26 protein-coding genes are annotated in these 21,480 nt (G+C 65.5%); 17 read left to right on the forward strand and 9 right to left on the reverse strand.

The annotated features are described in order from the left end of the window. The first annotated feature begins 66 nt into the window (after positions 1 to 66). From KFB96_RS01815 to KFB96_RS01860, 10 genes are all read left to right on the forward strand, one after another. Positions 67 to 519 carry a DUF29 domain-containing protein gene (locus tag KFB96_RS01815; RefSeq protein ID WP_213458691.1) on the forward strand — a complete coding sequence of 151 codons (453 nt, stop codon included), beginning with the start codon at positions 67 to 69 and terminating at the stop codon, positions 517 to 519. 282 nt (positions 520 to 801) lie between these two features. After that, positions 802 to 2,058 (forward strand): serine hydroxymethyltransferase, encoded by a 1,257-nt coding sequence (gene glyA, locus KFB96_RS01820; protein ID WP_213458692.1) that lies wholly within the window; start codon positions 802 to 804, stop codon positions 2,056 to 2,058. Then, complete coding sequence (gene nrdR / locus KFB96_RS01825; protein WP_213458693.1) at positions 2,059 to 2,571, forward strand: transcriptional regulator NrdR; 513 nt, start codon at positions 2,059 to 2,061, stop codon at positions 2,569 to 2,571. A gap of 59 nt (positions 2,572 to 2,630) precedes the next feature. Further along, positions 2,631 to 3,746, forward strand: coding sequence for a bifunctional diaminohydroxyphosphoribosylaminopyrimidine deaminase/5-amino-6-(5-phosphoribosylamino)uracil reductase RibD (gene ribD, locus KFB96_RS01830; protein ID WP_213459800.1), 1,116 nt, complete (start codon positions 2,631 to 2,633; stop codon positions 3,744 to 3,746). 79 nt (positions 3,747 to 3,825) lie between these two features. Next, on the forward strand, positions 3,826 to 4,503 hold the full coding sequence (locus KFB96_RS01835; RefSeq protein WP_213458694.1) for a riboflavin synthase: 678 nt from the start codon (positions 3,826 to 3,828) through the stop codon (positions 4,501 to 4,503). A 215-nt stretch (positions 4,504 to 4,718) separates the two neighbouring features. Beyond that, entirely contained in the window at positions 4,719 to 5,864 is a 1,146-nt protein-coding gene (gene ribBA / locus KFB96_RS01840; protein WP_213458695.1) for a bifunctional 3,4-dihydroxy-2-butanone-4-phosphate synthase/GTP cyclohydrolase II, read from the forward strand. Positions 5,865 to 6,213: 349 nt separating this feature from the next. After that, a complete protein-coding gene (ribE, locus tag KFB96_RS01845; RefSeq protein ID WP_213458696.1) occupies positions 6,214 to 6,684 on the forward strand; it encodes a 6,7-dimethyl-8-ribityllumazine synthase in 471 nt (156 codons plus the stop codon). Next, the gene (gene nusB / locus KFB96_RS01850) at positions 6,684 to 7,181 is read left to right on the forward strand and encodes a transcription antitermination factor NusB (protein WP_213458697.1); all 498 of its coding nucleotides are present in this window, start codon (positions 6,684 to 6,686) and stop codon (positions 7,179 to 7,181) included. The genes ribE and nusB overlap by 1 nt, the downstream gene beginning before the upstream one ends. Positions 7,182 to 7,296: 115 nt before the next feature. Beyond that, on the forward strand, positions 7,297 to 8,271 hold the full coding sequence (thiL, locus tag KFB96_RS01855) for a thiamine-phosphate kinase (protein WP_213458698.1): 975 nt from the start codon (positions 7,297 to 7,299) through the stop codon (positions 8,269 to 8,271). A gap of 4 nt (positions 8,272 to 8,275) precedes the next feature. Continuing rightward, complete coding sequence (locus KFB96_RS01860; RefSeq protein ID WP_213459802.1) at positions 8,276 to 8,764, forward strand: phosphatidylglycerophosphatase A; 489 nt, start codon at positions 8,276 to 8,278, stop codon at positions 8,762 to 8,764. A 197-nt stretch (positions 8,765 to 8,961) separates the two neighbouring features. Here KFB96_RS01860 and KFB96_RS01865 read toward each other — a convergent pair whose 3' ends face one another. The 4 genes from KFB96_RS01865 to KFB96_RS01880 form a co-directional block, all read right to left on the reverse strand. Next, the gene (locus KFB96_RS01865) at positions 8,962 to 9,432 is read right to left on the reverse strand and encodes a universal stress protein (protein WP_213465133.1); all 471 of its coding nucleotides are present in this window, start codon (positions 9,430 to 9,432) and stop codon (positions 8,962 to 8,964) included. 420 nt (positions 9,433 to 9,852) lie between these two features. Beyond that, entirely contained in the window at positions 9,853 to 10,269 is a 417-nt protein-coding gene (locus tag KFB96_RS01870; RefSeq protein ID WP_213459804.1) for a YajD family HNH nuclease, read from the reverse strand. 417 nt (positions 10,270 to 10,686) lie between these two features. After that, entirely contained in the window at positions 10,687 to 10,899 is a 213-nt protein-coding gene (locus KFB96_RS01875) for a hypothetical protein (RefSeq protein ID WP_213458700.1), read from the reverse strand. Then, positions 10,896 to 11,405: a hypothetical protein gene (locus KFB96_RS01880; RefSeq protein WP_213458701.1), complete on the reverse strand. Its 510-nt coding sequence runs from the start codon at positions 11,403 to 11,405 to the stop codon at positions 10,896 to 10,898. Before KFB96_RS01880 ends, KFB96_RS01875 begins: the two co-directional genes overlap by 4 nt. Positions 11,406 to 11,617: 212 nt before the next feature. Here KFB96_RS01880 and KFB96_RS01885 point away from each other — a divergent pair, with 212 nt between their 5' ends. Further along, positions 11,618 to 12,004: a PF20097 family protein gene (locus KFB96_RS01885; protein ID WP_213458702.1), complete on the forward strand. Its 387-nt coding sequence runs from the start codon at positions 11,618 to 11,620 to the stop codon at positions 12,002 to 12,004. A gap of 49 nt (positions 12,005 to 12,053) precedes the next feature. Here KFB96_RS01885 and KFB96_RS01890 read toward each other — a convergent pair whose 3' ends face one another. Next, positions 12,054 to 12,536: a DUF2939 domain-containing protein gene (locus tag KFB96_RS01890; protein WP_213458703.1), complete on the reverse strand. Its 483-nt coding sequence runs from the start codon at positions 12,534 to 12,536 to the stop codon at positions 12,054 to 12,056. 194 nt (positions 12,537 to 12,730) lie between these two features. On the opposite strand from KFB96_RS01890, the gene KFB96_RS01895 reads away from it, so the two are divergent. Continuing rightward, on the forward strand, positions 12,731 to 14,011 hold the full coding sequence (locus KFB96_RS01895; protein WP_213458704.1) for a multifunctional CCA addition/repair protein: 1,281 nt from the start codon (positions 12,731 to 12,733) through the stop codon (positions 14,009 to 14,011). A gap of 28 nt (positions 14,012 to 14,039) precedes the next feature. Here the strand turns inward: KFB96_RS01895 and KFB96_RS01900 are convergent, their stop codons facing one another. Further along, positions 14,040 to 14,339 (reverse strand): hypothetical protein, encoded by a 300-nt coding sequence (locus KFB96_RS01900; protein ID WP_300971772.1) that lies wholly within the window; start codon positions 14,337 to 14,339, stop codon positions 14,040 to 14,042. Between the two features lie 95 nt (positions 14,340 to 14,434). Between KFB96_RS01900 and KFB96_RS01905 the strand changes: the two genes are divergently transcribed. From KFB96_RS01905 to KFB96_RS01915, 3 genes are all read left to right on the forward strand, one after another. Then, the gene (locus tag KFB96_RS01905; RefSeq protein ID WP_213458706.1) at positions 14,435 to 14,587 is read left to right on the forward strand and encodes a hypothetical protein; all 153 of its coding nucleotides are present in this window, start codon (positions 14,435 to 14,437) and stop codon (positions 14,585 to 14,587) included. 157 nt (positions 14,588 to 14,744) lie between these two features. Then, a complete protein-coding gene (locus KFB96_RS01910; protein WP_093029436.1) occupies positions 14,745 to 15,113 on the forward strand; it encodes an antitoxin Xre/MbcA/ParS toxin-binding domain-containing protein in 369 nt (122 codons plus the stop codon). Then, positions 15,110 to 15,649: an RES domain-containing protein gene (locus KFB96_RS01915; RefSeq protein WP_300971232.1), complete on the forward strand. Its 540-nt coding sequence runs from the start codon at positions 15,110 to 15,112 to the stop codon at positions 15,647 to 15,649. Before KFB96_RS01910 ends, KFB96_RS01915 begins: the two co-directional genes overlap by 4 nt. Positions 15,650 to 15,690: 41 nt before the next feature. Here the strand turns inward: KFB96_RS01915 and KFB96_RS01920 are convergent, their stop codons facing one another. Continuing rightward, the gene (locus KFB96_RS01920; protein WP_213501673.1) at positions 15,691 to 16,182 is read right to left on the reverse strand and encodes a hypothetical protein; all 492 of its coding nucleotides are present in this window, start codon (positions 16,180 to 16,182) and stop codon (positions 15,691 to 15,693) included. Further along, entirely contained in the window at positions 16,179 to 17,378 is a 1,200-nt protein-coding gene (locus KFB96_RS01925) for a hypothetical protein (protein ID WP_213501675.1), read from the reverse strand. Before KFB96_RS01925 ends, KFB96_RS01920 begins: the two co-directional genes overlap by 4 nt. A 307-nt stretch (positions 17,379 to 17,685) precedes the next feature. Between KFB96_RS01925 and KFB96_RS01930 the strand changes: the two genes are divergently transcribed. Continuing rightward, entirely contained in the window at positions 17,686 to 18,885 is a 1,200-nt protein-coding gene (locus KFB96_RS01930) for a Bcr/CflA family multidrug efflux MFS transporter (protein WP_213458708.1), read from the forward strand. Between the two features lie 280 nt (positions 18,886 to 19,165). Here the strand turns inward: KFB96_RS01930 and KFB96_RS01935 are convergent, their stop codons facing one another. Next, complete coding sequence (locus tag KFB96_RS01935; protein ID WP_300971233.1) at positions 19,166 to 20,071, reverse strand: cation diffusion facilitator family transporter; 906 nt, start codon at positions 20,069 to 20,071, stop codon at positions 19,166 to 19,168. A gap of 296 nt (positions 20,072 to 20,367) precedes the next feature. Here KFB96_RS01935 and KFB96_RS01940 point away from each other — a divergent pair, with 296 nt between their 5' ends. Next, entirely contained in the window at positions 20,368 to 21,468 is a 1,101-nt protein-coding gene (locus KFB96_RS01940) for an NADH:flavin oxidoreductase/NADH oxidase (protein ID WP_213501677.1), read from the forward strand. Positions 21,469 to 21,480: the final 12 nt, after the last annotated feature.

Here is a 21,480-nt window from a genome sequence, read left to right on the forward strand (position 1 = left end):
GGGTTCCACCGTTCTCGATCGGCAACGCCGACACCCCCGCCCGTGACACCATCTGAGGACGTCCACGTGAGCACACCTCAAAGCTACGACCAAGACTTCTACGGCTGGCTGACCGACAACGTGGCCTTGATGCGCCGCGGTCAACTCGATCGGATCGACGTCGAACACATTGCAGAGGAGCTCGAGGCCATGGCGAAGAGCGAAAAACGCGAGCTGTTGAGCCGCCTCGCTGTCCTCTTGATGCATCTCCTCAAATGGCACTACCAAGCACCGAAGCGTTCGCGCAGCTGGCGTACGACGATCCTCGCGCAGCGCATGGACATCTCCGAGTTGCTGGAAGACAGCCCCAGCCTGCGTCCCTTCCTGATCGAGAAGCTGCAAGCGGCCTACGAGAAAGCCAAGCTGAAGGCCGAGGACGAAACCGGGATCGATCGCCGGCAGTTTTCCGAGCACTGTCCTTACGCCCTTGAGGACATCCTGGCTGCCGACTTTTTTCCGGGCGACGCGGGGGCCGACTAAACTGCGTCTCTCGCGATTCGGTTTAGGCGAAATGAAAATGACGCATGTCGCTCAGGACGCGGTTTAGACACCCGACACCCCCGGGATCGTCGACTGCAAGTCGACCGATCCCGGGGGCGGTTCTCGCTCGGAGCGAGACCGATTCCGGTCAAACCCGACTTTCCGCGGGATTGCCAATCCTCACGACCTCTCTCACATCTTCGCATCTGCACGGTCCAGATAGCGACGCGGGGCCGAAGAATCGATACACTGTGCGGCTTTGCGCCGCCGGGGGAATGAACGATGTTCAAGAAAAGCATGCAGATCAGCGACTATGATCCTGAACTCTGGGGTGCAATCCAGAACGAGGAGCGTCGTCAGGAGGAGCACGTCGAGCTCATCGCCTCCGAGAACTACGCCAGTCCGCGTGTCCTGGCGGCTCAGGGCAGCGTTCTGACCAACAAATATGCCGAGGGATACCCCGGCAAGCGCTATTACGGCGGCTGCGAGTACGTGGACGTGGCCGAGAGGCTCGCCATCGAGCGCGCCAAGCAGTTGTTCGGCGCCGATTACGCCAACGTCCAGCCGCATTCCGGCTCCCAGGCCAACGCCGCGGTCTTCATGGCCCTGTGCGAGCCCGGCGACACGGTGCTCGGCATGAGCCTGGCGCACGGCGGTCACCTCACCCACGGTGCCAAGCCCAACTTCTCGGGCAAGATCTACAACGCGGTTCAGTACGGACTGGATCCGGCGACCGGAGAGATCGACTACGCCGAGGTCGAGCGTCTGGCCTTTGATCATCGCCCGAAGATGATCATTGCCGGCTTTTCGGCCTACTCGCGGATCGTCGACTGGGCGCGCTTCCGGACCATCGCCGATGCCGTCGGCGCCTACCTGATGGTCGACATGGCGCATGTCGCCGGTCTGGTCGCCGCAGGCGTCTACCCGAGCCCGGTGCAGATCGCCGACGTGACCACCACCACCACCCACAAGACCCTGCGCGGTCCGCGCGGCGGCCTGATCCTGGCCAAGGCCAATCCCGAGCTTGAGAAGAAGTTCAACTCGCTGGTCTTCCCGGGCACCCAGGGCGGTCCCCTGATGCATGTGATCGCCGCCAAGGCGGTGGCCTTCAAGGAGGCGTTGGAGCCGAGCTTCAAGGTCTACCAGCAGCAGGTCGTGTTGAACGCCCAGACGATGGCCGAGGTGTTTCTCTCGCGCGGCTACGACGTGGTCTCGGGCGGGACGAACGATCATCTCTTCCTGGTCAGCTTCATCGAGCAGGGTCTGACCGGCAAGGATGTCGACGCCTGGTTGGGCGCGGCCAACATCACGGTCAACAAGAACGCGGTGCCCGACGATCCGCAATCGCCCTTCGTCACCAGCGGCATCCGTGTCGGCACCCCGGCCATCACCACGCGTGGTTTCGGGACCGACGAGGCGCGCGATCTGGCCGGCTGGATGTGCGATCTGATCGATGCGCGCGGCGATCGGGCGACCATCGATGCAGTCAAGACCAAGGTGCTTGCGCTCTGCGAACGCTTCCCCGTCTACGAGCGTTGAATGCGCTGCCCCTTCTGCGGCGCCCAGGACACCAAGGTGGTGGACTCGCGTCTTTCCGGTGAGGGCGACCAAGTGCGCAGGCGGCGCAAGTGCGTCGTCTGTCACGAGCGCTTCACGACCTTCGAGACGGCCGAGCTCAATCTGCCGCGGGTTGTCAAGCGCGACGGCAGTCGTGCGCCCTTCGACGGGCGCAAGCTGCGCTCCGGGATGATGCGCGCGCTCGAGAAACGGCCGGTCAGCACGGACGAGATCGACAGCGCGATGTGGCGGATCCAGCGCAAGTTGATGTCGAGCGGAGAGAGCGAGGTCCCGGCCCTGCGGATCGGCGAGCTGGTCATGGAGGAGCTGCGTCAGCTCGATCAGGTCGCCTACGTGCGCTTCGCCTCGGTGTATCGCAAGTTCGAGGACGTCGCCGCCTTCCGCGAGGAGATCGAGCGGCTGGAGCAGCAGCCGACGCCCGAGGCGAAGCGCCAGCAGTTGGATCTGCTCCAGGAGCTGGAGCCCAAGCCTTGACGACCGGGTCGGATGACGCGCCAAGGGGCAGGACGGCCCCGGGTGCCGACCGGGCCTTCATGGCGCGGGCCGTTCAGCTCGCCGAGCTCGGGCGCTTCACGACCGATCCCAATCCACGCGTTGGCTGCCTGATCGTCCGAGACGGCCGGATCGTCGGCGAGGGCTGGCACCGGCGCGCCGGTGAGCCGCATGCCGAGCGCCATGCCTTGATCGAGGCGGGCGAGCGTGGCCGCGGCGCGACCGCTTATGTGACGCTCGAGCCCTGCTGTCATCAAGGCCGCACGCCGCCCTGCACCGACGGTCTGCTGGAGGCCGGGGTCGCGCGGGTCGTCTGCGCGATGGTCGACCCGAATCCACTGGTTGCCGGGCGGGGTTTGCGACTGCTGGCCGAGGCCGGTGTTGCCGTCGAGACCGGCCTGCTCGAGGCCGAGGCGCGCGCGCTCAACCCGGGCTTCATCAAGCGGATGGAGCAGGGCCGTCCTTATGTGCGCTGCAAGCTTGCGGCGAGCCTGGACGGACGGACCGCGATGGCGAGCGGCGAGAGTCACTGGATCACGAGCGAGGCAGCGCGACGCGACGTGCAGCGTCTGCGCGCCGGCAGCTCGGCGATCCTCACCGGGATCGGGACGCTGCTGGCGGATGATCCGAGTCTGAATGTTCGTCTCGGTGCGGACGATCTCCCCGGGATGCGTCCGGGCGAGGCGATTCGCCAGCCACTCCGGGTGGTGGTGGACAGCTGCTGGCGCACGCCGCCGAGCGCCCGGATCCTGACCCTGCCCGGGACGACCCTGATTGTCGGTGCGGTCGACGACCCCGGGCGGATGACCGAGCTGAAGGGCGCAGGTGCCGAGGTCTATCGCTGTTCCGGTGACGCGGTGCAGGTCGATCTCGGCGCGCTTCTGAAGGAGCTGGGCCGCCGCGAGATCAACGAGGTGCTCCTGGAGGCCGGTCCGACCCTCGCCGGAGCGGCCATCTCGGCAGGTCTGGTCGACGAGATCCTGATCTACCTCGCCCCGCACCTCATGGGCGATGCAGGACGCGGTCTGTTCACCCTGCCCGGACTCGATCGGATGCGCGATCGCATCCCGCTCGCGATCACCGATGTTCGCGCCGTCGGCCGAGATCTTCGCATCACCGCCCGCCCCGAGCCGACCGGCAGCGCCCGAAGCACGTAGGATGGGTAGAGCGCAGCGAAACCCATCCTCCTCACCCCGACGCAGCGATCGAAAAGCGTAGAAACCGGATACCGAAACCATGTTCACCGGAATCATCCAATCCATCGGCCGCATCGCGCGGCTCGAGCCGCGCGGCGGCGACGTGCGCCTCTCGATCGATGCCGGGAAGCTCGATCTTACGCACGCGTCGCTCGGCGACAGCATCGCGGTCAACGGCATCTGTTTGACGGCGGTCGAGTTGACGGGGCGCGGCTTCGCTGCGGATGTCTCGCGCGAGACCCTGTCCCTCACGACGCTCGGGACGCTGACGCCCGGCAGTCCGGTCAATCTGGAGCCGGCCCTCACCTTGGCGACCCCGCTTGGCGGGCACCTGGTCAGCGGCCACGTCGACGGTGTCGGGCAGATCATCGAGCAGCGCGAAGATGCGCGATCCTGGCGACTGCGCATCCAGGCACCGGCGGAGCTGGCGCGCTATATCGCGCCGAAGGGCTCCATCTGCGTGGACGGCACCAGCCTGACGGTCAATCAGGTGGACGGCGCCGTCTTCGAGCTCAATATCGTGCCCCATACGCTGACCGAGACCATCATCGGCGGCTATCGCAGCGGCACCCGTGTCAACCTGGAGGTGGACCTGATTGCGCGCTATCTGGAGCGGCTGCTGCTGGGCGATGCCGCGGCCGAGAGCGGTCCGGCGAAGCCGGGATTGACCATGGGTTTTCTCGCGCAGCATGGTTTTGCGAGATCCGGCGATGGATGATCGAGATCGCCGTAGGGTGGGTAGAGCGCAGCGAAACCCATCCTCCAAACCTCGGCATCTCGGGTTAGCCACGCGATGGTGCCGGGGCTGGAGTGATGTGTTTCGACGCTATTTGTTCTCGGCGTTGGAGCGGGGAGGATGGGTTTCGCTGCGCTCTACCCATCCTACGTTTGGGATTAAACTAACCGGCTTTTCGCTCGGACGATATTTGAGCCATGGGTAATTCAGGCCTCCACAGTACCGAAGAGATCATCGAGGAGCTCCGTCAGGGGCGGATGGTCGTGATCATGGACGACGAGGATCGCGAGAACGAGGGCGATCTGCTTATGGCGGCCGATCGCGTGACCCCGGAGGCAGTGAACTTCATGGCCAAGTTCGGGCGAGGTCTCATCTGCCTGACTTTGAGCAAGGAGCACTGCGAACGCCTGCGCCTGCCGATGATGGTCAGCGACAATCAGGCCGCCCATTCGACCGCCTTCACCGTCTCCATCGAGGCGGCGCGCGGCGTGACGACCGGCATCTCGGCGGCCGACCGGGCCACGACCATCCAGGCCGCGGTCGCGCCGCATGCGCAGCCGAAGGATCTGGTCCAACCGGGCCACATCTTTCCGCTCATGGCCCAGCCGGGCGGGGTCTTGGTCCGGGCCGGTCATACCGAGGCCGGATGCGATCTGGCGCGGCTTGCCGGCTACAGCCCGGCCGCGGTGATCGTCGAGATCCTGAACGAGGACGGCTCGATGGCGCGCCGGCCCGATCTCGAAGCCTTTGCCGAGACCCACGAGCTGAAGATCGGCACCATCGCGGACCTCATCCACTATCGGGTTCGGCACGAGAAGGCGGTCCTGCGCGAGTGCGAATGCGAGCTGCGCACGGATCACGGGACCTTCCGCCTGGTGGCCTACAGGGATAGTATCGACAACGAGATCCATTTGGCCTTGACCTTGGGCGAGATCAGCCCCGACCGTCCGACCCTGGTCCGGGTGCACCTGCAAAATACCCTGTGCGACCTCTTCGGCACGCGTCACAACGCCTGCGGCTGGCCGCTGCAGGACGTGATGCGACAGATCGCAGCGGAGGGCGAGGGCGTGATCGTGGTGCTGCGCAACCGCGACAGTGCTGCCGACCTGCTGGCGCGTCTGAAGGACTTCCAGCTCCACGACGAGGACGACGTCGTCCCGGCTCGTCGCCAGGATCGCAATGCGCTGCGGACCTACGGGATCGGCGCCCAGATCCTCTCGGATATCGGCGTGCGCAAGATGCGCGTCATGAGTGCGCCCAAGGCGATGCATGCGATCTCGGGCTTCGATCTGGAGGTCATGGAGTACACTGGCGGGAAGCCGGCGGGTGGTGCATCGACCTGAGCCGTGGCGGATGCCGAGACGTAGAGCGCGAACCGCAATGGCGCAAAGGACGACTCATAACCTTTCAGAAACAAGTTGAGCACCGAATCTAACCGTTGTCGTTGTCGTTGTCGTAATCGAGAACGACAACGACAACGACAACGACAACCGTGACAAAGGTATTCTCTCGTGGAGTTGTCTTACTTATTTTTGACCTGTTCCCTAGGTCGTACTAGCTCGTAAAGGATGGCGAGGTGTTGCCGCCCGACGGTCCATCACCTCGTCCGTGAAAGCAGCTTCCGAGACTTCGGTTTGAAACCCCCTTCGCGCGTTTTGCGCCTTTGCGGTTTGAATCGAGACGAGCCAACCGATGAGTATCAAGACGATCGAAGGCGCCATGCGCGCCGACAATGCGCGCTTCTGCCTGGTGGTATCGCGCTGGAACAGTTACGTGGTCGAGGCGCTCGAAAAAGGCGCTATCGACACGCTCAAGCGTCACGGCGCGACGGATGATGCGCTGACCATCGTGCGCGTGCCCGGCGCCTTCGAGATGCCGGTGACCATCGAGCGCCTCGCCGCGAAGGGCAGCTTCGACGCCATTCTGGCGCTGGGTGCCGTCATCCGCGGCGGAACCCCGCACTTCGAATACGTCGCAGGAGAATGCGTCAAAGGCATGGCTCAGGTCAGCCTCAAGTACGCCATCCCGGTCGCCTTCGGCGTCCTCACCGTCGACACCATCGAGCAGGCGATCGAGCGCGCCGGCACCAAGGCCGGCAACAAGGGCGCGGAGGCGGCCATGTCCGCCATCGAGATGGTCGACCTCCTGCGGCAGCTCGATTGATGACGATCAATCCCCGCAGCCAGTCACGCCGCTATGCCGCCTTGGCGCTCTATCAATGGCGACTGACCGGCGAAGACCCGATGGAGATCAAACGCCATCTCCTCGATGACCCCGAGTGGCTCGATGCCGTTGCCGGCTCGCTGAACGGGGCCGAGGACGACGACGCTCCGCCCGATGCCAAGGAGCGGTTCAACTTCAACATGGAGCTGTTGGATCAACTGCTCACGGGCGTTCCGATCCATGTCGCGGAGATCGATACCGAGCTTGACCGGGTCCTCGACCGACCCATCAGCCAGGTCGATCCGGTGGAGCTTGCGATCCTGCGTCTGGGCGCCTTCGAGATCCTCTTCTCCGACTCCATTCCGGATCGTGTCGCCATCAACGAGGCGGTCGAGTTGACCAAGCTGCTGGGCGCGCACGAAGGGCACAAGTACGTCAACGGCGTGCTCGACAAGGTCGCGCGCACGCATGCGGCGGCGTCGGGTCGGTCGATCTAGGCGCGCGTGATGCCGCAGGACTGTTCAGGGCGCCGGCTGGGCACACACGATTATTCGATTTTGTGCCGAGTGAATTCGGGCGAAGCTGCGCCGACCCGATCTGTGGACATGGCCGATGGATGAAGGCTCGCGATCCGAGTTCGCTCTCATCGGTCGCTTCTTTGCCGATCTCGGCGCGCCGCGTGCCGACGTCCTGCTCGGCGTCGGCGACGACTGTGCCTTGCTCGAGGTCCCGGCCGGCCTGAGCCTGGCGGTCAGCATCGACACCCTGGTCGCCGGGGTCCACTTCTTTCACGGTTGCGATGCCGAGGCCCTCGGACACAAGTCCTTAGCCGTCGGACTCAGCGATCTGGCCGCCATGGCTGCCTCACCCGCTTGGGCAACCTTGGCCTTGACCCTGCCCGAGCGCGACGACGACTGGCTGGCGGCATTCGCGCGCGGCTTCGGCGACCTGGCCCGAACCTACGGGGTCCGTTTGGTGGGCGGCGATACCACGCGCGGTCCTTTGAGCGTGACCGTGCAGGTCCATGGTCTGGTGCGGCGCGGTGCGGCGGTGCGACGCGACGGCGCTCGTCCAGGTGACCTCGTCTGGGTGAGCGGGACGTTGGGCGATGCCGGGCTGGCGCTCCGGCTCATGCGCGAGGGCGGTCCGGTCGATCCGGCTCTGCGTGCGCGACTGGAACGCCCGGATCCGCGCGTCGCACTCGGGTCCGCCTTGCGCGGGATCGCCTCAGCCATGATCGATCTCTCGGACGGTCTGGCCGGGGACCTCGGCCACATCCTCGCCGCATCCGGCGTCGGCGCCGAGATCGACCTCGCGGCCTTGCCCCTGTCTCCCGCCGTGGCAAGCCGGATCGCATCCGAGGGCGATTGGTCGCTGCCGCTGTCGAGCGGCGACGATTACGAGCTGGGTTTTTGCGCGCCGCCCGAGCAGGCATCGCTGATCGCATCGATGGCGGCAGGGCTCGGCTGTGCGCTGACCGCCGTCGGCCTCATCCGTGCGCAGCCCGGATTGTTCCTGAAGGGACCGGACGGTACCCCGACAAGCCTTGCGAGTGCCGGTTATGACCACTTCTCGAACAACACCTGACGGCATGCCCCAAAGTGGCTTCAAGTCCGGCTTCAATCCGCGACGGATCCATCATTGGATCGCCTTCGGTTTCGGCTCCGGATTGTCGCCGCGTGCGCCCGGAACCGTCGGCACGCTCGCGGCGATTCCGCTCTATTTGTTGCTCAGCCCGCTCGCCTGGCCGTTCTATGTCGGTCTGCTGGTCCTCTTCACACTCGTCGGGATCTGGGCCTGCGAGCGCACGGCACGCGATCTGGACTCCAAAGACCCCTCCGCGATCGTCTGGGACGAATGGGTCGGCTTTCTTCTGACCATGGTCGCCGCACCGGCCGGATGGCTCTGGATCCTCGCCGGCTTTGCACTCTTCCGGCTCTTCGATATCTGGAAACCCTGGCCCGTGCGGGTGGCGGACCGAAAGGTGCCCGGCGGCCTCGGCATCATGCTCGACGACCTGATCGCCGGGGCGATGGCGGCCATTCTCATCGCCCTAGCCGCTTGGTGGATGCCGATCTGAGCGGCGTAGCCAGTGGTTTGTGCTGACGATAGGAAGCACAACTTGCGCCGACGGTTGGTTGTGCCTCGCACGGCTCGGCACAACCTACGGCCGCGTTTCGCATTCTTTGGATTCTTAAACCGCGGCAGCGCCGACGGTGCAGGTTTCACCCGAGGCCCAACTCATCCGAGGCGCTCGCAAAGGACCCCGGCCGCGGTTTAGCCGGCCTCTTCGATCTTCACGCACAGCACGTCGCAGGTCGGGTTGCGCAGAACGGAGCGCGCCGTGGAGCCGAACAGCCCCAAAAATCCGTGGCGTCCGCGGCTGCCGATGACGACGAGGTCGATATCGAGCTCGCCGGCAGCCGCGTCGATCGTGCGTCCCGTCGGACCGACCCGAACCAGTCGGTCCGCGACCGGCACATCCATGCGTTCACCCAAGACGTCGAGCTCACGCTGTGCGATCGCCATCAGCTCCTCTTCCAAGTCCAGATTCTCCGGGACGGCGACGTCGCCGGCATACCCGACCGGCATATACTCCATCGTCGGCGGGACGTGCTCGACCACGTGCAGCAGAAAAAGCCGTGCACCCAGCAATGTCTTGAGCCGCTGCGCGCGTGCGACGACCGGTTCGCTCTCCTTCTCGAAATCCACCGCGAGCAACAGGCGTTGATAGTCGTGGTTGTCCATCGCAAACCTCGTTGGCTGTAGCTAACCCTAAACCGCGTCCTGCAGTGACATGAGTCGGCGCCGCTCTTTGGCCGGCTCGACGCGGATCAGGGGCGTCGGAGCCCCGACGCGGTTTAGGTGATTGAAGGTCCTCTTCAAGTGTAATCGGCTTTCGAGATGTCACCAGGTCCGTGGTGGCGTCGAGCCGGGCTCTTGACTGCGCGGGGTTTCGAGCGAGCACCGGCCACCCAACCCATCAGGGACTCGTGACATCCGCTCCGCGGTGTCACGCATGCCCCGTGGCGCTCTGCGCCACGAGAGGCGTCGGCCGGAGCGAGGAACAAGGCTTCCATGCGCACTCTCACTCACTGGCTCCGGCGCTCGTTGGTTTCCGGTGAGCCTGCTCTTGTGCGAGGCTGAACGGATCACACCTGGCGCGGTTTAGCCGTCTTTCTTCAAGAGATCGGCCAACCCTTCGAAGGGATTGTGTGTCGTCTGTTTTCCGACCACGCCCGGTTTGGCGACTCGGCCGCCGGCGAGCGCGGCGATGTGCTCCTCGTACTTCTGGTGCTCGTTGTCGTGACAGTAGACGCAGAGCAGCTCCCAGTTGCTCCCGTCGGGCGGATTGTTGTCGTGGTTCATGTCCTTATGGTGGACGGTCAGCTCGCGCAGGTTCTCGCGGGTGAAGGTGCGCGCGCACCGTCCGCAGACCCAGGCATAGAGCTTCAGTGCTTGCTCCCGATAGCCGGCGGCGCGATCGTCGCTGGCCTTGCGGGCATCGGCGACGACGCGGTCGAGCTTGGCGTTGTTGATGGGTTTGCCGGTCTTGGCGTGACGCGGACCGCTGCTCGAGGTCATCGAGGTGTCCTCTTGTGGATTGACGATGCCGGCAATCTTAGCCGGTCTTGACGCTTCCAACACGACCCCGATCAGAAAGCCGGCTGCGTGGGCGCTGTGCACCGGCGCCCGGGCGGTGTCGCTGAAGAGCGCCTGACCGGTCAGGCACTCCAGAAGGATCTTGGCCGCGACGGCGAGGGCGAGCGTCCAAGGCATCTTGGTTGTCATGACAGTGGCTCCGAGACCCCGTAGGTCGGGTTAGGCGCGCATGAGATGAGCTCTCAAACCTGCTTCGAGGCTTAAGCGCGCCGTAACCCGACAGAACGCCGAGGAACATCAGCTGCTGGCCGCGATAGAGCGATCCGGGCCGCGTCGGGGTGAGATCCGTCGTCCGCACCCCGTCGATCTCGAGCCGGATGCCGTGCAGGGCAGCGTGGGTCAGCTTGCTGGACGCGGCGAGGATCTCGCCCACGATATCGTCGGCGTTGGAGACCGAGCGGGCGAAGCCGTCGCCTGTGTGAGTGCCTCCAGGAGCGGGCGGTTGGCGCTGTTGCCCATGATGAAGGTGAAGAGCCGCACCTCCTTTTGCTCGAGCAGCCGGAGGAAGTTACGCTGCTCGGTCTCGCCGACGTTCGCGACACCGTCGGTCACCAGGATGAGGCCGCTGGTGCGGTCGGCGTCGACCCGATCCAGGCCGAGCTCGAGACCGGAGTAGAGGTCGGTACCGCCGTTGGGCTGCTCGGCGGCGACACGATCCGCCCATTCGCGCACGCGCTCAGGTGCAGATCCCAGCGCTGCGCGTCGAGCTTCTCGATCCGCGCATCGCTTGCGTTCGGCATCCGCATCGCCTCGATCGGATAGCCCGAGCGCAGGCGCAAATCGAAGCGGAAGCGATCCTGAACCTCGGTGCTCGCCGTCCAGAAGGCGAGCTTGGTCTCGTCGACGCCGCCCTCCTCGAGCGGATACACATAGCGCCCGATCCCGTGATCGATGCCGATCGGCTGCAGATAAACGAACCGAACGCGCGTGTCCTGCCCGGCCCGCACCGGTGCGACGCGGATGTCGAAGGTCCGATAGGCGTCCTTGACGGCGATGTCGGCATCACGTCCGGCGGCGCGCTCGCTCTGGTAGACCTCTTCGGCGCGCTCCTTCGGCAACAGCCCCTGCGGAGGTCTTGACGGCCGAGCTGATCAGGCGTTATCTGGACGGGTTGGTTCAAGCCTGTCCCCTCGAGGCGAATCGTTTCGACACGCCCGGATGAAAGGCGCGCCGCGATCCAACGGAGGTGAATAGTGGAGCAGTGCAGCGATTCCGACACATCTGCCGTGCTTCACTAGGTGAATTTGGTTGGTTTCAAGTGGAGCGAGCCATGACAGCGAATGTGGCACTCTGGATCGGCACAAGCGCTGCCATCGCGGCCTTGCTGGCCCTCTGGGCGATCGTGCGCCATCTGCAAGGCAAGGCATGCGAGGTTCCGGCAACCTCCGCTCTCTGGTCGGGACGCAGCTACGCCTGCCCGGACTGCGGGACTGCGATGGAGGCCGGCTGGGTCATGCTTGGCAAGGGTGCGATCTGGTCATCGCGCGACAAGAGACCACCCGGAACCTTCGCGCACATCGGCAGTGCCATGCCCAACACCATCAGCATGTCGCTTCGGCCGGCAGCCAACATGGCTTGGCGATGTCCGAGCTGCCGACTCCTGCTGATCGACCACAGCAAGCTCGTCAAACCGGCCGGCCGGGGCCGCACGGCCTAGGACAGACCCGGTCGCTGCGGGCCGCAGCTACGGAGACTTCCGCGCCGCCTCAGTCGATGATGTCGGTGATCTTCCAGTCCATGCCCTGCAGCGTCATCCGCACATGGGTCGGCGAACGGCCTAAATCGCCGATGCGGACGAGAAAGCGGTTGTAGGACTCGAAAAAGGCGAAGTCGATCCCGCCGAGCAGGTAAGGCGGACTCTGGCCGGTGGCTCGCGTAACCGCGCCGCGCAGGGTGTCGCGTACCCAAGGCAGGGTGATCGCCTGCTCGAGCGCGGAGTCGCCGAGTCGGTCGACGTTTTGACGGATCCAGCTCATGACGCTGTCGGGGTCGCCCGAGGGGAAGATGCCGTCGACGCCCGCGGTCACCCGCGCCTTGTAATTGGCACGGATCGCCGGAAGGTCCACCATGGTGGAGAGCTGAGCCGTACCCTCTTGATTGATCGCCTCGTCAAGCCGAAAGACCGTGAAATAGGGCCAGATGCCGTAGCCGATCAGCGCGAACAGGATTAGGTATCCAAAGAGTCGCATGGTCTTCGGGTCTCAGGTGATGAAACGAACCGTGAATTCTACCCGCAAGCCTCTGCCCGGTATAATCCCGCGACCGGACAGACTGCCGAGATGAGGCTATCCATGCCGATCGGGACTCCCGCTCGAAACTTTCCCCGCCCCCGGGCGACACTTTGCTTTGTTGCCGATGCGTGCTCACGTGCCGGATCTTCGCCGTGAGCGCGACCGCCGGTCTGCGCACCTATCTGGTTGGCGGCGCCGTGCGCGACCGTCTGCTCGGGCGCGCGGTGAGCGAGCGCGATTTCGTCGTGGTCGGTGCGACACCCGATGATCTCCTTTCGCGCGGTTTCCAACAGGTCGGCAAGGACTTCCCGGTCTTTCTCCATCCCCAGACCAAGGACGAGTACGCCTTGGCGCGCACCGAGCGCAAGACCGCGCCCGGTTATCACGGCTTTGCGGTGCACGCGGATCCGCAGATCACGCTCGAGGAGGATCTGCAGCGCCGCGATCTCACCATCAATGCGCTCGCCGAGGATTCGTCCGGTGTCCTGATCGATCCCTACGGAGGGCTTGCCGACCTCCAGGCGCGGGTCTTACGGCATGTCTCCCCGGCCTTCGCGGAAGACCCGGTCCGGATCCTGCGTCTCGCCCGGTTCGCCGCCCGCTTCGACGACCTCGGCTTCCGCGTCGCGCCCGAGACCATGGATCTGATGCGCGAGATGGTCGCGGCCGGCGAGGTCGATGCCCTGGTCCCCGAGCGGGTCTGGCAGGAGCTGGCGCGCGCACTCTGCGAGGACCGCCCCTCGCGGTTCTTCGAGGTCCTGCGCGAGTGCGGCGCACTGGTGCGGCTGCTGCCCGAGGTCGATCGGCTTTGGGGCGTACCCCAACCGGTCAAATGGCACCCGGAGGTCGATACCGGCGTCCACGTCATGCTGGTGGTCGACATGGCCGCGCGGTTGTCTCCGGATCTGGGCGTGCGCTTCGCCGCACTCTGTCACGACCTCGGTAAGGGCACCACGCCGGCGGAGATCCTGCCGAGCCATCGGGGGCACGAGGAACGCAGCGTCGCTCTGCTCGATGCCATCTGCGAGCGTCTGCGTGTCCCCGTCCGCTTTCGCGAGCTCGCCCGCATCACGGCGCGCTACCACGGCCTCGTCCACAAGGTCGACGAGCTGCGCGCGACGACCATCCTCGATCTCCTGGAAGGCGCCGACGCCTTCCGTCGGCCGGAGCGCTTCCACCGCATGCTGACCGCCTGCGAGGCCGATTATCGGGGGCGCACCGGCTATGCCGACCGCGACTATCCGCAGGGCGCGACCCTGCGTCGGTTGCAGGCCGCCGTTGCTGCAGTCGATGTCGGCGCCGTCGCCCGCGCCGCGCGCGAGCCGCGACTCATCCCGGAGCACATCCGCGCCGAGCGCGTCTCTGCCCTGAAGTCGGCCATGCGTAGCGCGTCTGCAACCTGGCTCGCAACGCGGAGCGTCGGAGCATCCTAAAGACATCGCATACCGCGCCGAGCGCGGTTTAGATGCCGAAATCCGACTCCGGGTACTGTTGGGGCTTATCGCCGCGCTCGCTGATCAAACAAGGGTAATGCTCGTCGGATGCCGCCTCGAAGGGTTTCTTTCGGGTCCGGCTGATCTCGAAGAGCCAGCTGTCTCCATAATCGAACAGGTAGAACAATTTTCGATCCCTCGGCAGCGGGAATAGGCTTTCCAGCGTGGTTGTGAACTGTGTGTCGTCCGCCTGCCCGTCATCGTCCTCGCCGTCGTAGCGAACGCGATCCCGGCTCCGAGACGTTCGAGCCACGAAGAAGCCGTACAGGTGATCGCGAGAGCCGACGCTTGTGGATGACCAATCCGATCAGCGACGCGGCCGGCTTCATGACTCGCCCGTCAGGTCGATCCTGAGCGCACCCCATGCCGTCGGCGTCGACCGGCAACGGCATCCCGTCGGCCGGCAGCCCTGGTTGGATACGCCGATTCTTGACCGAAAAGACCCTGTCGCGCCACACCGCCGCCTCGGGCGGGAATGCCTCGCCCCTTGCGGCCGCCGACGACGAGGGCGGTTGAAGCAGCTGCCGATCGCGCTTTTTCCCGGTTCATGAAACCGTCTTCGTAAAAGGGGTTAGTGCGGCCCGGCATGGCCGCACTGGCCCCTTTTTCCTTGCGTCTCGGACAATCCGCCTCATAATATGACCATTGAAAGGTTCTATAAATGAGGCGCTCTATGTCTGTTCCCGCCGAACTGCTCTCCGAGGTCATCACGGAGCAAGGGCTGATTGCGACGGATCGCCTGGCCGAAGTGCTGCACATCACCAAGACGGAGCTGGCCAAGGCGACCGGATTATCCCGTGACGCGGTATCCAAGCGTGATCGGCGCGAGGCACGTCAGACCCAGACGCGGCTGCGCGACACAGTGGAGATCATCAATCGAGTCACGAGCTGGACCGGCTCACCCGGACGCGCGTTCGCCTGGTTTCGTTCTCAGCCGCTCCCGTCGTTCGGCGACAGAACCGCCGAGGATCTGGTCAAGGATGGCCGCGCACAGGCCGTCAAGGATTATCTGTCGCGCATCGCGGAAGGCGGCTACGCGTGACGGAGACGCCGCCGACGCGTCCCTTCGTCGGTTTGGTCTATCGCGCCCACAATCCCCGCTGGGCCTTCGCGCCCACCTCAGGGGACGGAGCGGCACGCCATGGCGGTCGCTTCAACCCGCGAGGCACCCCGGCTCTCTATACCTCGCTCGACCCCAAGACCGCGTGGATGGAGGCCCAGCAGGGACTGCCGTTCAAGGCGCAACCCATGACTCTGGTCGGCTATCGCGTGCGCTGCGAGCAGATCATCGACCTCACGGATCCGGCCATACTCGCCGCCCGCGGAGTCGATGACGCGACGCTGGCTTGTGCTTGGGAGGACCTGGCCTCGCGTGGCCGAATGCCGCCGAGCTGGTCGCTCGCCGAGACATTGATCGCCGTCGGCTGCCATGGCGCGCTCGTACCCAGCTTCGCACCCGGCACGACGCGAGCTGAGCGCAACCTTGTGCTCTGGCTCTGGTCCGACGCTCCGCCCTGCCAGGCACTGGTCATCGATGAATTCGGACGCTTGCCGAAGGACGATGCCTCCTGGGTCTGAACCTAGGATGTTCAATCCCTCGGCCTTTCCCATCAAAACCTTCATGCCGTTTTCATGTCGAGCTTCGGCGCCTTGAACGCCTGTCGTCGCCGGGCCAGCATGGAGTCGCCGAGATGCGCTTTGACCCAGTGCTCGACATCCAGGGTACGCACCGAGGTCATCGCCTCGTGAATGAGCGGGCCCGTCAGATCGGTGAGGAAGGCGGGAATCGCCAACACCAGCCGGCCGATCTCCTTGAGGGGGCCGCGTGCGGTGAAGGTTTTGTATTTCCCGAACACCGATTCGATGATGTCGGAGGACGCCAGCCAGGTTGCGCCGGGCGGGATCTTGGCGGCTTGTACCTCGACCTGTTCCAAGACCCGGTCGGTAAAGCGGGCGGCTCGCGGAGCGAGCGCGGTGCGCGGAGCGCGTGTGGCTTGAAGCGATGCGCAGACGCCGGCGTGCAGTCCCTCGGACTTGAGAACGGTCTGGATGGCCTTGGACTGCTCCATCATCTGCGCATAGACCGCCAGATCCTCGCGATAGGCACTCACCCAGGCGAAGCCTTCCAGAAAGCGCGCGCGGCCGGTGTCGGCGAGATCCCAAAAGGCGTCGTCCAGATCCGCGAGCTGTAGGTCGGATGCCGCCTGCAGGGCCTCGCAGAAGGCTGCCTTGTCGGGATGCCGATGGCCCAGCAGCACGTGCAGGGGACGCACGCGGGCGACGCCCAAACGGTCGCGCAGGTGGTCCCGGCGGCGACCGTCAGAACGCAGGTGGGCCGAACGGCACTGAAATCTCCCCGCTCCTGGTAGGCGAGCAGGTTTTGCGCCCACTCGACATGGGTGTCGACGTGCATGAAGCGCGCCTTGGTGCGCTGACGCGGCGGCAACAGAAAGGCCAGGTCGGTTTGCTGAAAGGACGCCAGGGTCCGCTTGCAGTGCGCCAGAAAGGTCTGCCAGCGCGCGTCGGGCTGCAATTCGGCCTTGAGCAGGGTGGCGATGCGGTGCGAAATATCATAGGTTTCCACACAGTCTGTCGTCTGTTCCCGGCGAAACAGCGTGATCCCCTTGTGCAGGTCGCTGCCGTGATCGGCGACGATCTGCACCGGCACACCGGTGCGCTCGGCGACCTCGCGCAGCACCGTGGCGACCCACTCCCCGGTGCTGTGCGTCGTCACCTTCACGGCGAGCACCTGCATGGCCCGGTGCGACGGGCTGTAGCCGGTCTCGAGCAGCCGGGCGGCGGGGATGCCCAGAATCACGAGACACTTCGATGTGCCCAGTTCAAGCGTATGATCGGCGATGTAAATCCAGTCCTCGCGCCGCTGCGGAGGCTGCAGGAGGATCGCCAATCCGCAGCGATAAACCCAGTTGAGGACCGTCGTATGCGCCGGCAGGCTCACCGGCATCCAGGGCGCGAGCAGACTCAGTACGCGGGGCACCCCGCGGCTGCCGAGTCCGGCACCCAGAAACATCTGCAGCGTCAGTTGAATGACCAGGAGCGAATGCCGGTGACCGGGCGGGGGCAAGCGCAGCTGCTGCCGAGCCGCAGCGTCAGGCTCCTGCGCCGCGCCGACCGGTGTCGCCTCCGACGCCGCAGGCGGGCCACCGCCTTGCGCCGCCAGCGCCCGGTTTTTCCAATAGGCACGGCTCGCTTCCAGATCCCGGATCTTGACCCGAGCCGCGCGCAGGCGCTGTTGCTTGTCCAGGGCTTTGGCCCGCGATGGGTCCTGTGTAGCAGGTGGATGCATGGGCGCTACTCGGGCGGGTCCGGAATCCGTCTGGTGTCGTTCCGCGCCTCGTTCGTCACGCAGGCCGGCGGTGGTACTGGGCGCGGAGCGCCGGGAGAGGCGTGACACCGCAGGACCGGTGTCACGAGCGTGTGGGTGGGCTTGGCGGCACGTCTTGGCGAACAAGGCTCTTTCGGCGCTTCAAGCTGCGACGGGCTCGGTGCCACGGGCTGGCACAGGTCCGCCCCGCTCGTTACTCTTCTTCTCTTTTCTATTTTTCTCTTCCTCTTCTCTGCGGCCTGCGGGCCCAGCGCGGCCCGGAGGGCCCATGCCGATTCGCCTCTCGACGCTCCTCACGCTTGGTCTGCTCTCCGGCCTGACGCCCTTTGCCATCGACATGTATCTGCCGAGCCTGCCCGCGATCGCGCAGGACCTGGACTCGACGATCGAGCTGGCGCAGCTGAGCGTGACCGCGTATCTGGGCGTCTTTGCTCTGGCCCAATTGGTTCTGGGACCGGCCTCGGACGTGCTCGGACGGCGTGCGACCATCGGCGGTGGGTTGGCGCTCTTCTGTGTGGGTGCGCTCATGTGTGTCTTGGCCGAGCGGATGGAGACGCTGCTGCTGGGGCGCGCCGTCCAAGGGTTGGGCGGCGCGGCGGTTGCGGTGACGATACCGGCCTTGGTGCGGGATCTCTTCGAGCGCGATCACTACGCGCGGGTAATGAGTCTGGTGATGTTGACGACGGCGCTGGCGCCCCTGCTGGCACCGTCCATCGGCGGGGCCATTGTCTCCTATCTGGAGTGGCATTGGGTCTTCGCCGCGCTCCTCGTCTTGGGATTGACGGCGAGCGGGCTGTTCTTTCGGCTGATCCCGGAGACCCTGCTGCACGCGGATCGCCACCCGCCCGAGTTGGCTCGGGTCCTGCGCAATTACCTGACCTTGCTCCGGCATCGCGTCGGTCTGGGGTATCTGCTGACCGGGGCCTTTTCCTTTGGCGGCATGATGACCTATATCGTCACCTCGCCATTCGTCTACATCGAGCTGCACGGGGTGCCGGTGAGTTGGTTCGGCGTCTTCTTCGGGGCGAACGTGGCCCTGGCGATGGTAGTGACCAGCCAGAACGCCCGGTTGGTCGTCCGTTTGGGGGCGGAGCGTCTGCTGCGTTTGGGGCTCGGGGTTCAGGTGGCGTCGGCGCTGATCCTGCTTGGGCTGGCCATCTGGGGGACGCCGCCGCTGTGGGCGATCGTCGGCGCGACCTTGCTCTATCTCGGGATGGCGGGGGTCGTGCTCGGCAATTCCATGGCCGGGTTTATGGCGCACTTCGCACGCATGGCCGGGACCGCGTCGGCCTTCTCCGGTGCGTCGCGCTTCGGGCTCGGCGCGGTGATGGGATCCCTGGTCAGCCTGATGCATACCGGGGATGCGACGCCGATGCTCTTCGGTATGGCGATCTGCGGCTTGGCGGCGGGCGGGAGCTATTGGCTGCTGTGCTGCTCGTCTGGGAGTGATGGGTCGGAGATGGGGTGAGCGGGTTGGTTCAGTGGGTCGCGGTGAAGGTGCGAGCTTCGGCTCGGGGCGACGCGGGGAAGGATGGGTTTCGCTGCGCTCTACCGGGGCGGGAACCGAGACATGGGCGCGAGGAGGATGGGTTTCGCTGCGCTCTATGGGGGCAGGAATCGAGACATGGGCGCCTGGAGGATGGGTTTCGCTGCGCTCTACCGCGGCGGGAACCGAGACATGGGCGCGAGGAGGATGGGTTTCGCTGCGCTCTACCCATCCTACGTTTTGGTTGGGGTTTCGGGGGGCGTCAAAGGTGGACGGGGTCGGCGGTGAAGACGATGGTGAGCCACCGGTCGGGTCCGGCGCCGCCGATGGCGGCTCCGATCTCGGCGCGCAGGGCGTCGATCTGGGTCACGGGCAGCCGGAGGTCGGGCGGCACCAAGACGGAGATCTCGATAAATCGGGCACGGCCGGCCTTGGCGAGATAGCTGCGATAGTCCGGAAAGCCGTGGCGGGCGACGAAGTCGGTCATGACCGAACGGATGTGCGCGTCCATGTCGCTCGGACTGATCATCAGAATCTCGCCGAATGACTCGCGCGCTTCGCGGAAGGGCAAGGGCAGGATAAAGAGTGCGACGATGGCCAGCACCAGGGGATCCACATAGCGGATGAAACCCTCCAGGTTGGTGCCCTTCATCGCCAGTGCCGCGCCGAAGGCGACCAGGAGCGCGGTGGTGATCAGGGCCGACATCAGCCACGCCTTCACGTCCAAGCGCACCAGACCCGAGTCGATGCGCTCGGCCTGGCGGCCCATCCACCACCACATGGCGTAGGAGATCAGGGCGACGGCGCCCGCGTAGACGAGCGCCGTGCCGAACTCGGGTTCGTAGCCGCCCTTGAGGATGCTGTTCACCGCACTGAAGAAGGCGTAGGCGACCAAGACGATGAGCACCGATGCCTTCAAGGCGATGACCATCGGCTCCAGATGCCAGAATCCGTACTGGAAGCGGCGATCGCCTTGACTGGCGACCAACCGAGCCACGACAAGGGTCAGCCAGGTGACCGCGACATCGACGAGCGAGAAGAATCCGTCGAAGAGAATGGCGGTCGATCGGGCCAAGAGGCCGAAAACGATACCGAGCCCGGCGATCACGAGGGTTGCGCCCAGGGAGATCCACAGCAAGCGCGCTTCAAGCTCGCTTCGCAACCGCATGACGCGCTCGATCGATGCCACGGATCCTCGTCTCCATCGCTGCCGGTCACCCGCCGCGAGCGGCATTGCTGCCGGGCCGACGGGGTCACGGATGGGTTGGTACCCCGGCTGCTGTGAATGCCGGGGTCGCTCGGTGCCGCACGGTTGCGGGTCCGGGCGATTATAGGCGAGCGCCGCGGATCGGGGGCAGGCCGTTTTGAGGGTCAGCATCGACGCCGGGGTCACACAGAGGAATCAGGATGCATCGACAGTGAGAGACTGTTTCACGTTCTCGAGCACTTGACCAAGGAGTAACCATGTCCGCTCTTTTTCAACCCTTCACGCTCAAGGACGTGACGCTGCGTAACCGCATCGCCGTGCCGCCCATGTGCCAGTACTCGGCGATCGACGGTCTCGTCAACGACTGGCATCGGGTGCATCTCGCCGGTCTCGCGCGCGGCGGCGCCGGACTGGTCATCGTCGAGGCGACCGCGGTGTCCCCGGAAGGGCGCATCACGCCCAACTGCACCGGGCTCTGGAACGATGAGCAGGCGCAGGCGCTCGTGCCCGCCGTCGAGGCCATCAAAGCGGCCGGCGCCGTGCCGGGCATTCAGATCGGTCATGCCGGGCGCAAGGCGAGCGCAAACCGTCCGTGGGAAGGGGATGACCACATCGCGGAGGGCGACCCGCGCGGCTGGCAGACCATTGCGCCTTCGGCGATCCCGTTCGGGGCGAATCTCCCGAAGGTGCCGAAGGCGATGACGCCGGAGGACATCGCGCGGGTCCGTTCCGACTTCAAGGCAGCCGCACGGCGGGCGCGGGACGTCGGGTTCCGGTGGCTCGAGCTGCATTTCGCGCACGGCTATCTGGGGCAGAGCTTCTTCTCCACCCATTCCAATCAGCGCGACGATGCCTATGGCGGGAGTCTGGAGAACCGCTGTCGCTTCCTGCTGGAAACCCTCGATGCCGTTCGAGAGGTCTGGCCCGAGAATCTCCCCCTGACTGCGCGTTTCGGCGTGATTGAATACGACGGACGCGACGAAGAGACCCTGGCCGAGTCGATCGAGCTGGCCAAGCAGTGCAAGAGCCACGGCCTCGATCTCTTGAGTGTGAGCATCGGCTTCTCCACCCCGACCGCTCGGATCCCGTGGGCGCCCGGGTTCCTCGCGCCGATCGCCGAGCGCGTGCGGCGCGCGTCGGGGCTCCCGGTGGCATCGGCCTGGGGGTTCGACGTGCCCGAGATTGCCCAAGGCGCCGTGGCAAGCGAGCAACTCGACTTGGTGATGATCGGTCGTGCGCACCTGGCGAACCCGCACTGGCCTTACGAGGCAGCCCGCAAGCTGGGTGTCGAGCGTCCCGCCTGGACACTTCCGGCGCCCTATGCGCATTGGCTGCAGAGTTACGGGGGTGGGAGCTGAATTCCGGGGATC

Source organism: Thiocapsa sp., from assembly GCF_018399035.1.
Lineage (GTDB): Bacteria > Pseudomonadota > Gammaproteobacteria > Chromatiales > Chromatiaceae > Thiocapsa.

Coding starts and splice junctions, on each gene's coding strand:
- glyA (WP_213458692.1), top strand. CDS start 802: ATGTTCAAGAAAAGCATGCAGATCAGCGACTATGATCCTGAACTCTGG.
- nrdR (WP_213458693.1), top strand. CDS start 2,059: ATGCGCTGCCCCTTCTGCGGCGCCCAGGACACCAAGGTGGTGGACTCG.
- ribD (WP_213459800.1), top strand. CDS start 2,631: ATGGCGCGGGCCGTTCAGCTCGCCGAGCTCGGGCGCTTCACGACCGAT.
- KFB96_RS01835 (WP_213458694.1), top strand. CDS start 3,826: ATGTTCACCGGAATCATCCAATCCATCGGCCGCATCGCGCGGCTCGAG.
- ribBA (WP_213458695.1), top strand. CDS start 4,719: ATGGGTAATTCAGGCCTCCACAGTACCGAAGAGATCATCGAGGAGCTC.
- ribE (WP_213458696.1), top strand. CDS start 6,214: ATGAGTATCAAGACGATCGAAGGCGCCATGCGCGCCGACAATGCGCGC.
- nusB (WP_213458697.1), top strand. CDS start 6,684: ATGACGATCAATCCCCGCAGCCAGTCACGCCGCTATGCCGCCTTGGCG.
- thiL (WP_213458698.1), top strand. CDS start 7,297: ATGGATGAAGGCTCGCGATCCGAGTTCGCTCTCATCGGTCGCTTCTTT.
- KFB96_RS01860 (WP_213459802.1), top strand. CDS start 8,276: ATGCCCCAAAGTGGCTTCAAGTCCGGCTTCAATCCGCGACGGATCCAT.
- KFB96_RS01865 (WP_213465133.1), bottom strand. CDS start 9,432: ATGGACAACCACGACTATCAACGCCTGTTGCTCGCGGTGGATTTCGAG.
- KFB96_RS01870 (WP_213459804.1), bottom strand. CDS start 10,269: ATGACCTCGAGCAGCGGTCCGCGTCACGCCAAGACCGGCAAACCCATC.
- KFB96_RS01885 (WP_213458702.1), top strand. CDS start 11,618: ATGACAGCGAATGTGGCACTCTGGATCGGCACAAGCGCTGCCATCGCG.
- KFB96_RS01890 (WP_213458703.1), bottom strand. CDS start 12,536: ATGCGACTCTTTGGATACCTAATCCTGTTCGCGCTGATCGGCTACGGC.
- KFB96_RS01905 (WP_213458706.1), top strand. CDS start 14,435: ATGCCGTCGGCGTCGACCGGCAACGGCATCCCGTCGGCCGGCAGCCCT.
- KFB96_RS01910 (WP_093029436.1), top strand. CDS start 14,745: ATGTCTGTTCCCGCCGAACTGCTCTCCGAGGTCATCACGGAGCAAGGG.
- KFB96_RS01925 (WP_213501675.1), bottom strand. CDS start 17,378: ATGCATCCACCTGCTACACAGGACCCATCGCGGGCCAAAGCCCTGGAC.
- KFB96_RS01930 (WP_213458708.1), top strand. CDS start 17,686: ATGCCGATTCGCCTCTCGACGCTCCTCACGCTTGGTCTGCTCTCCGGC.
- KFB96_RS01935 (WP_300971233.1), bottom strand. CDS start 20,071: ATGCGGTTGCGAAGCGAGCTTGAAGCGCGCTTGCTGTGGATCTCCCTG.
- KFB96_RS01940 (WP_213501677.1), top strand. CDS start 20,368: ATGTCCGCTCTTTTTCAACCCTTCACGCTCAAGGACGTGACGCTGCGT.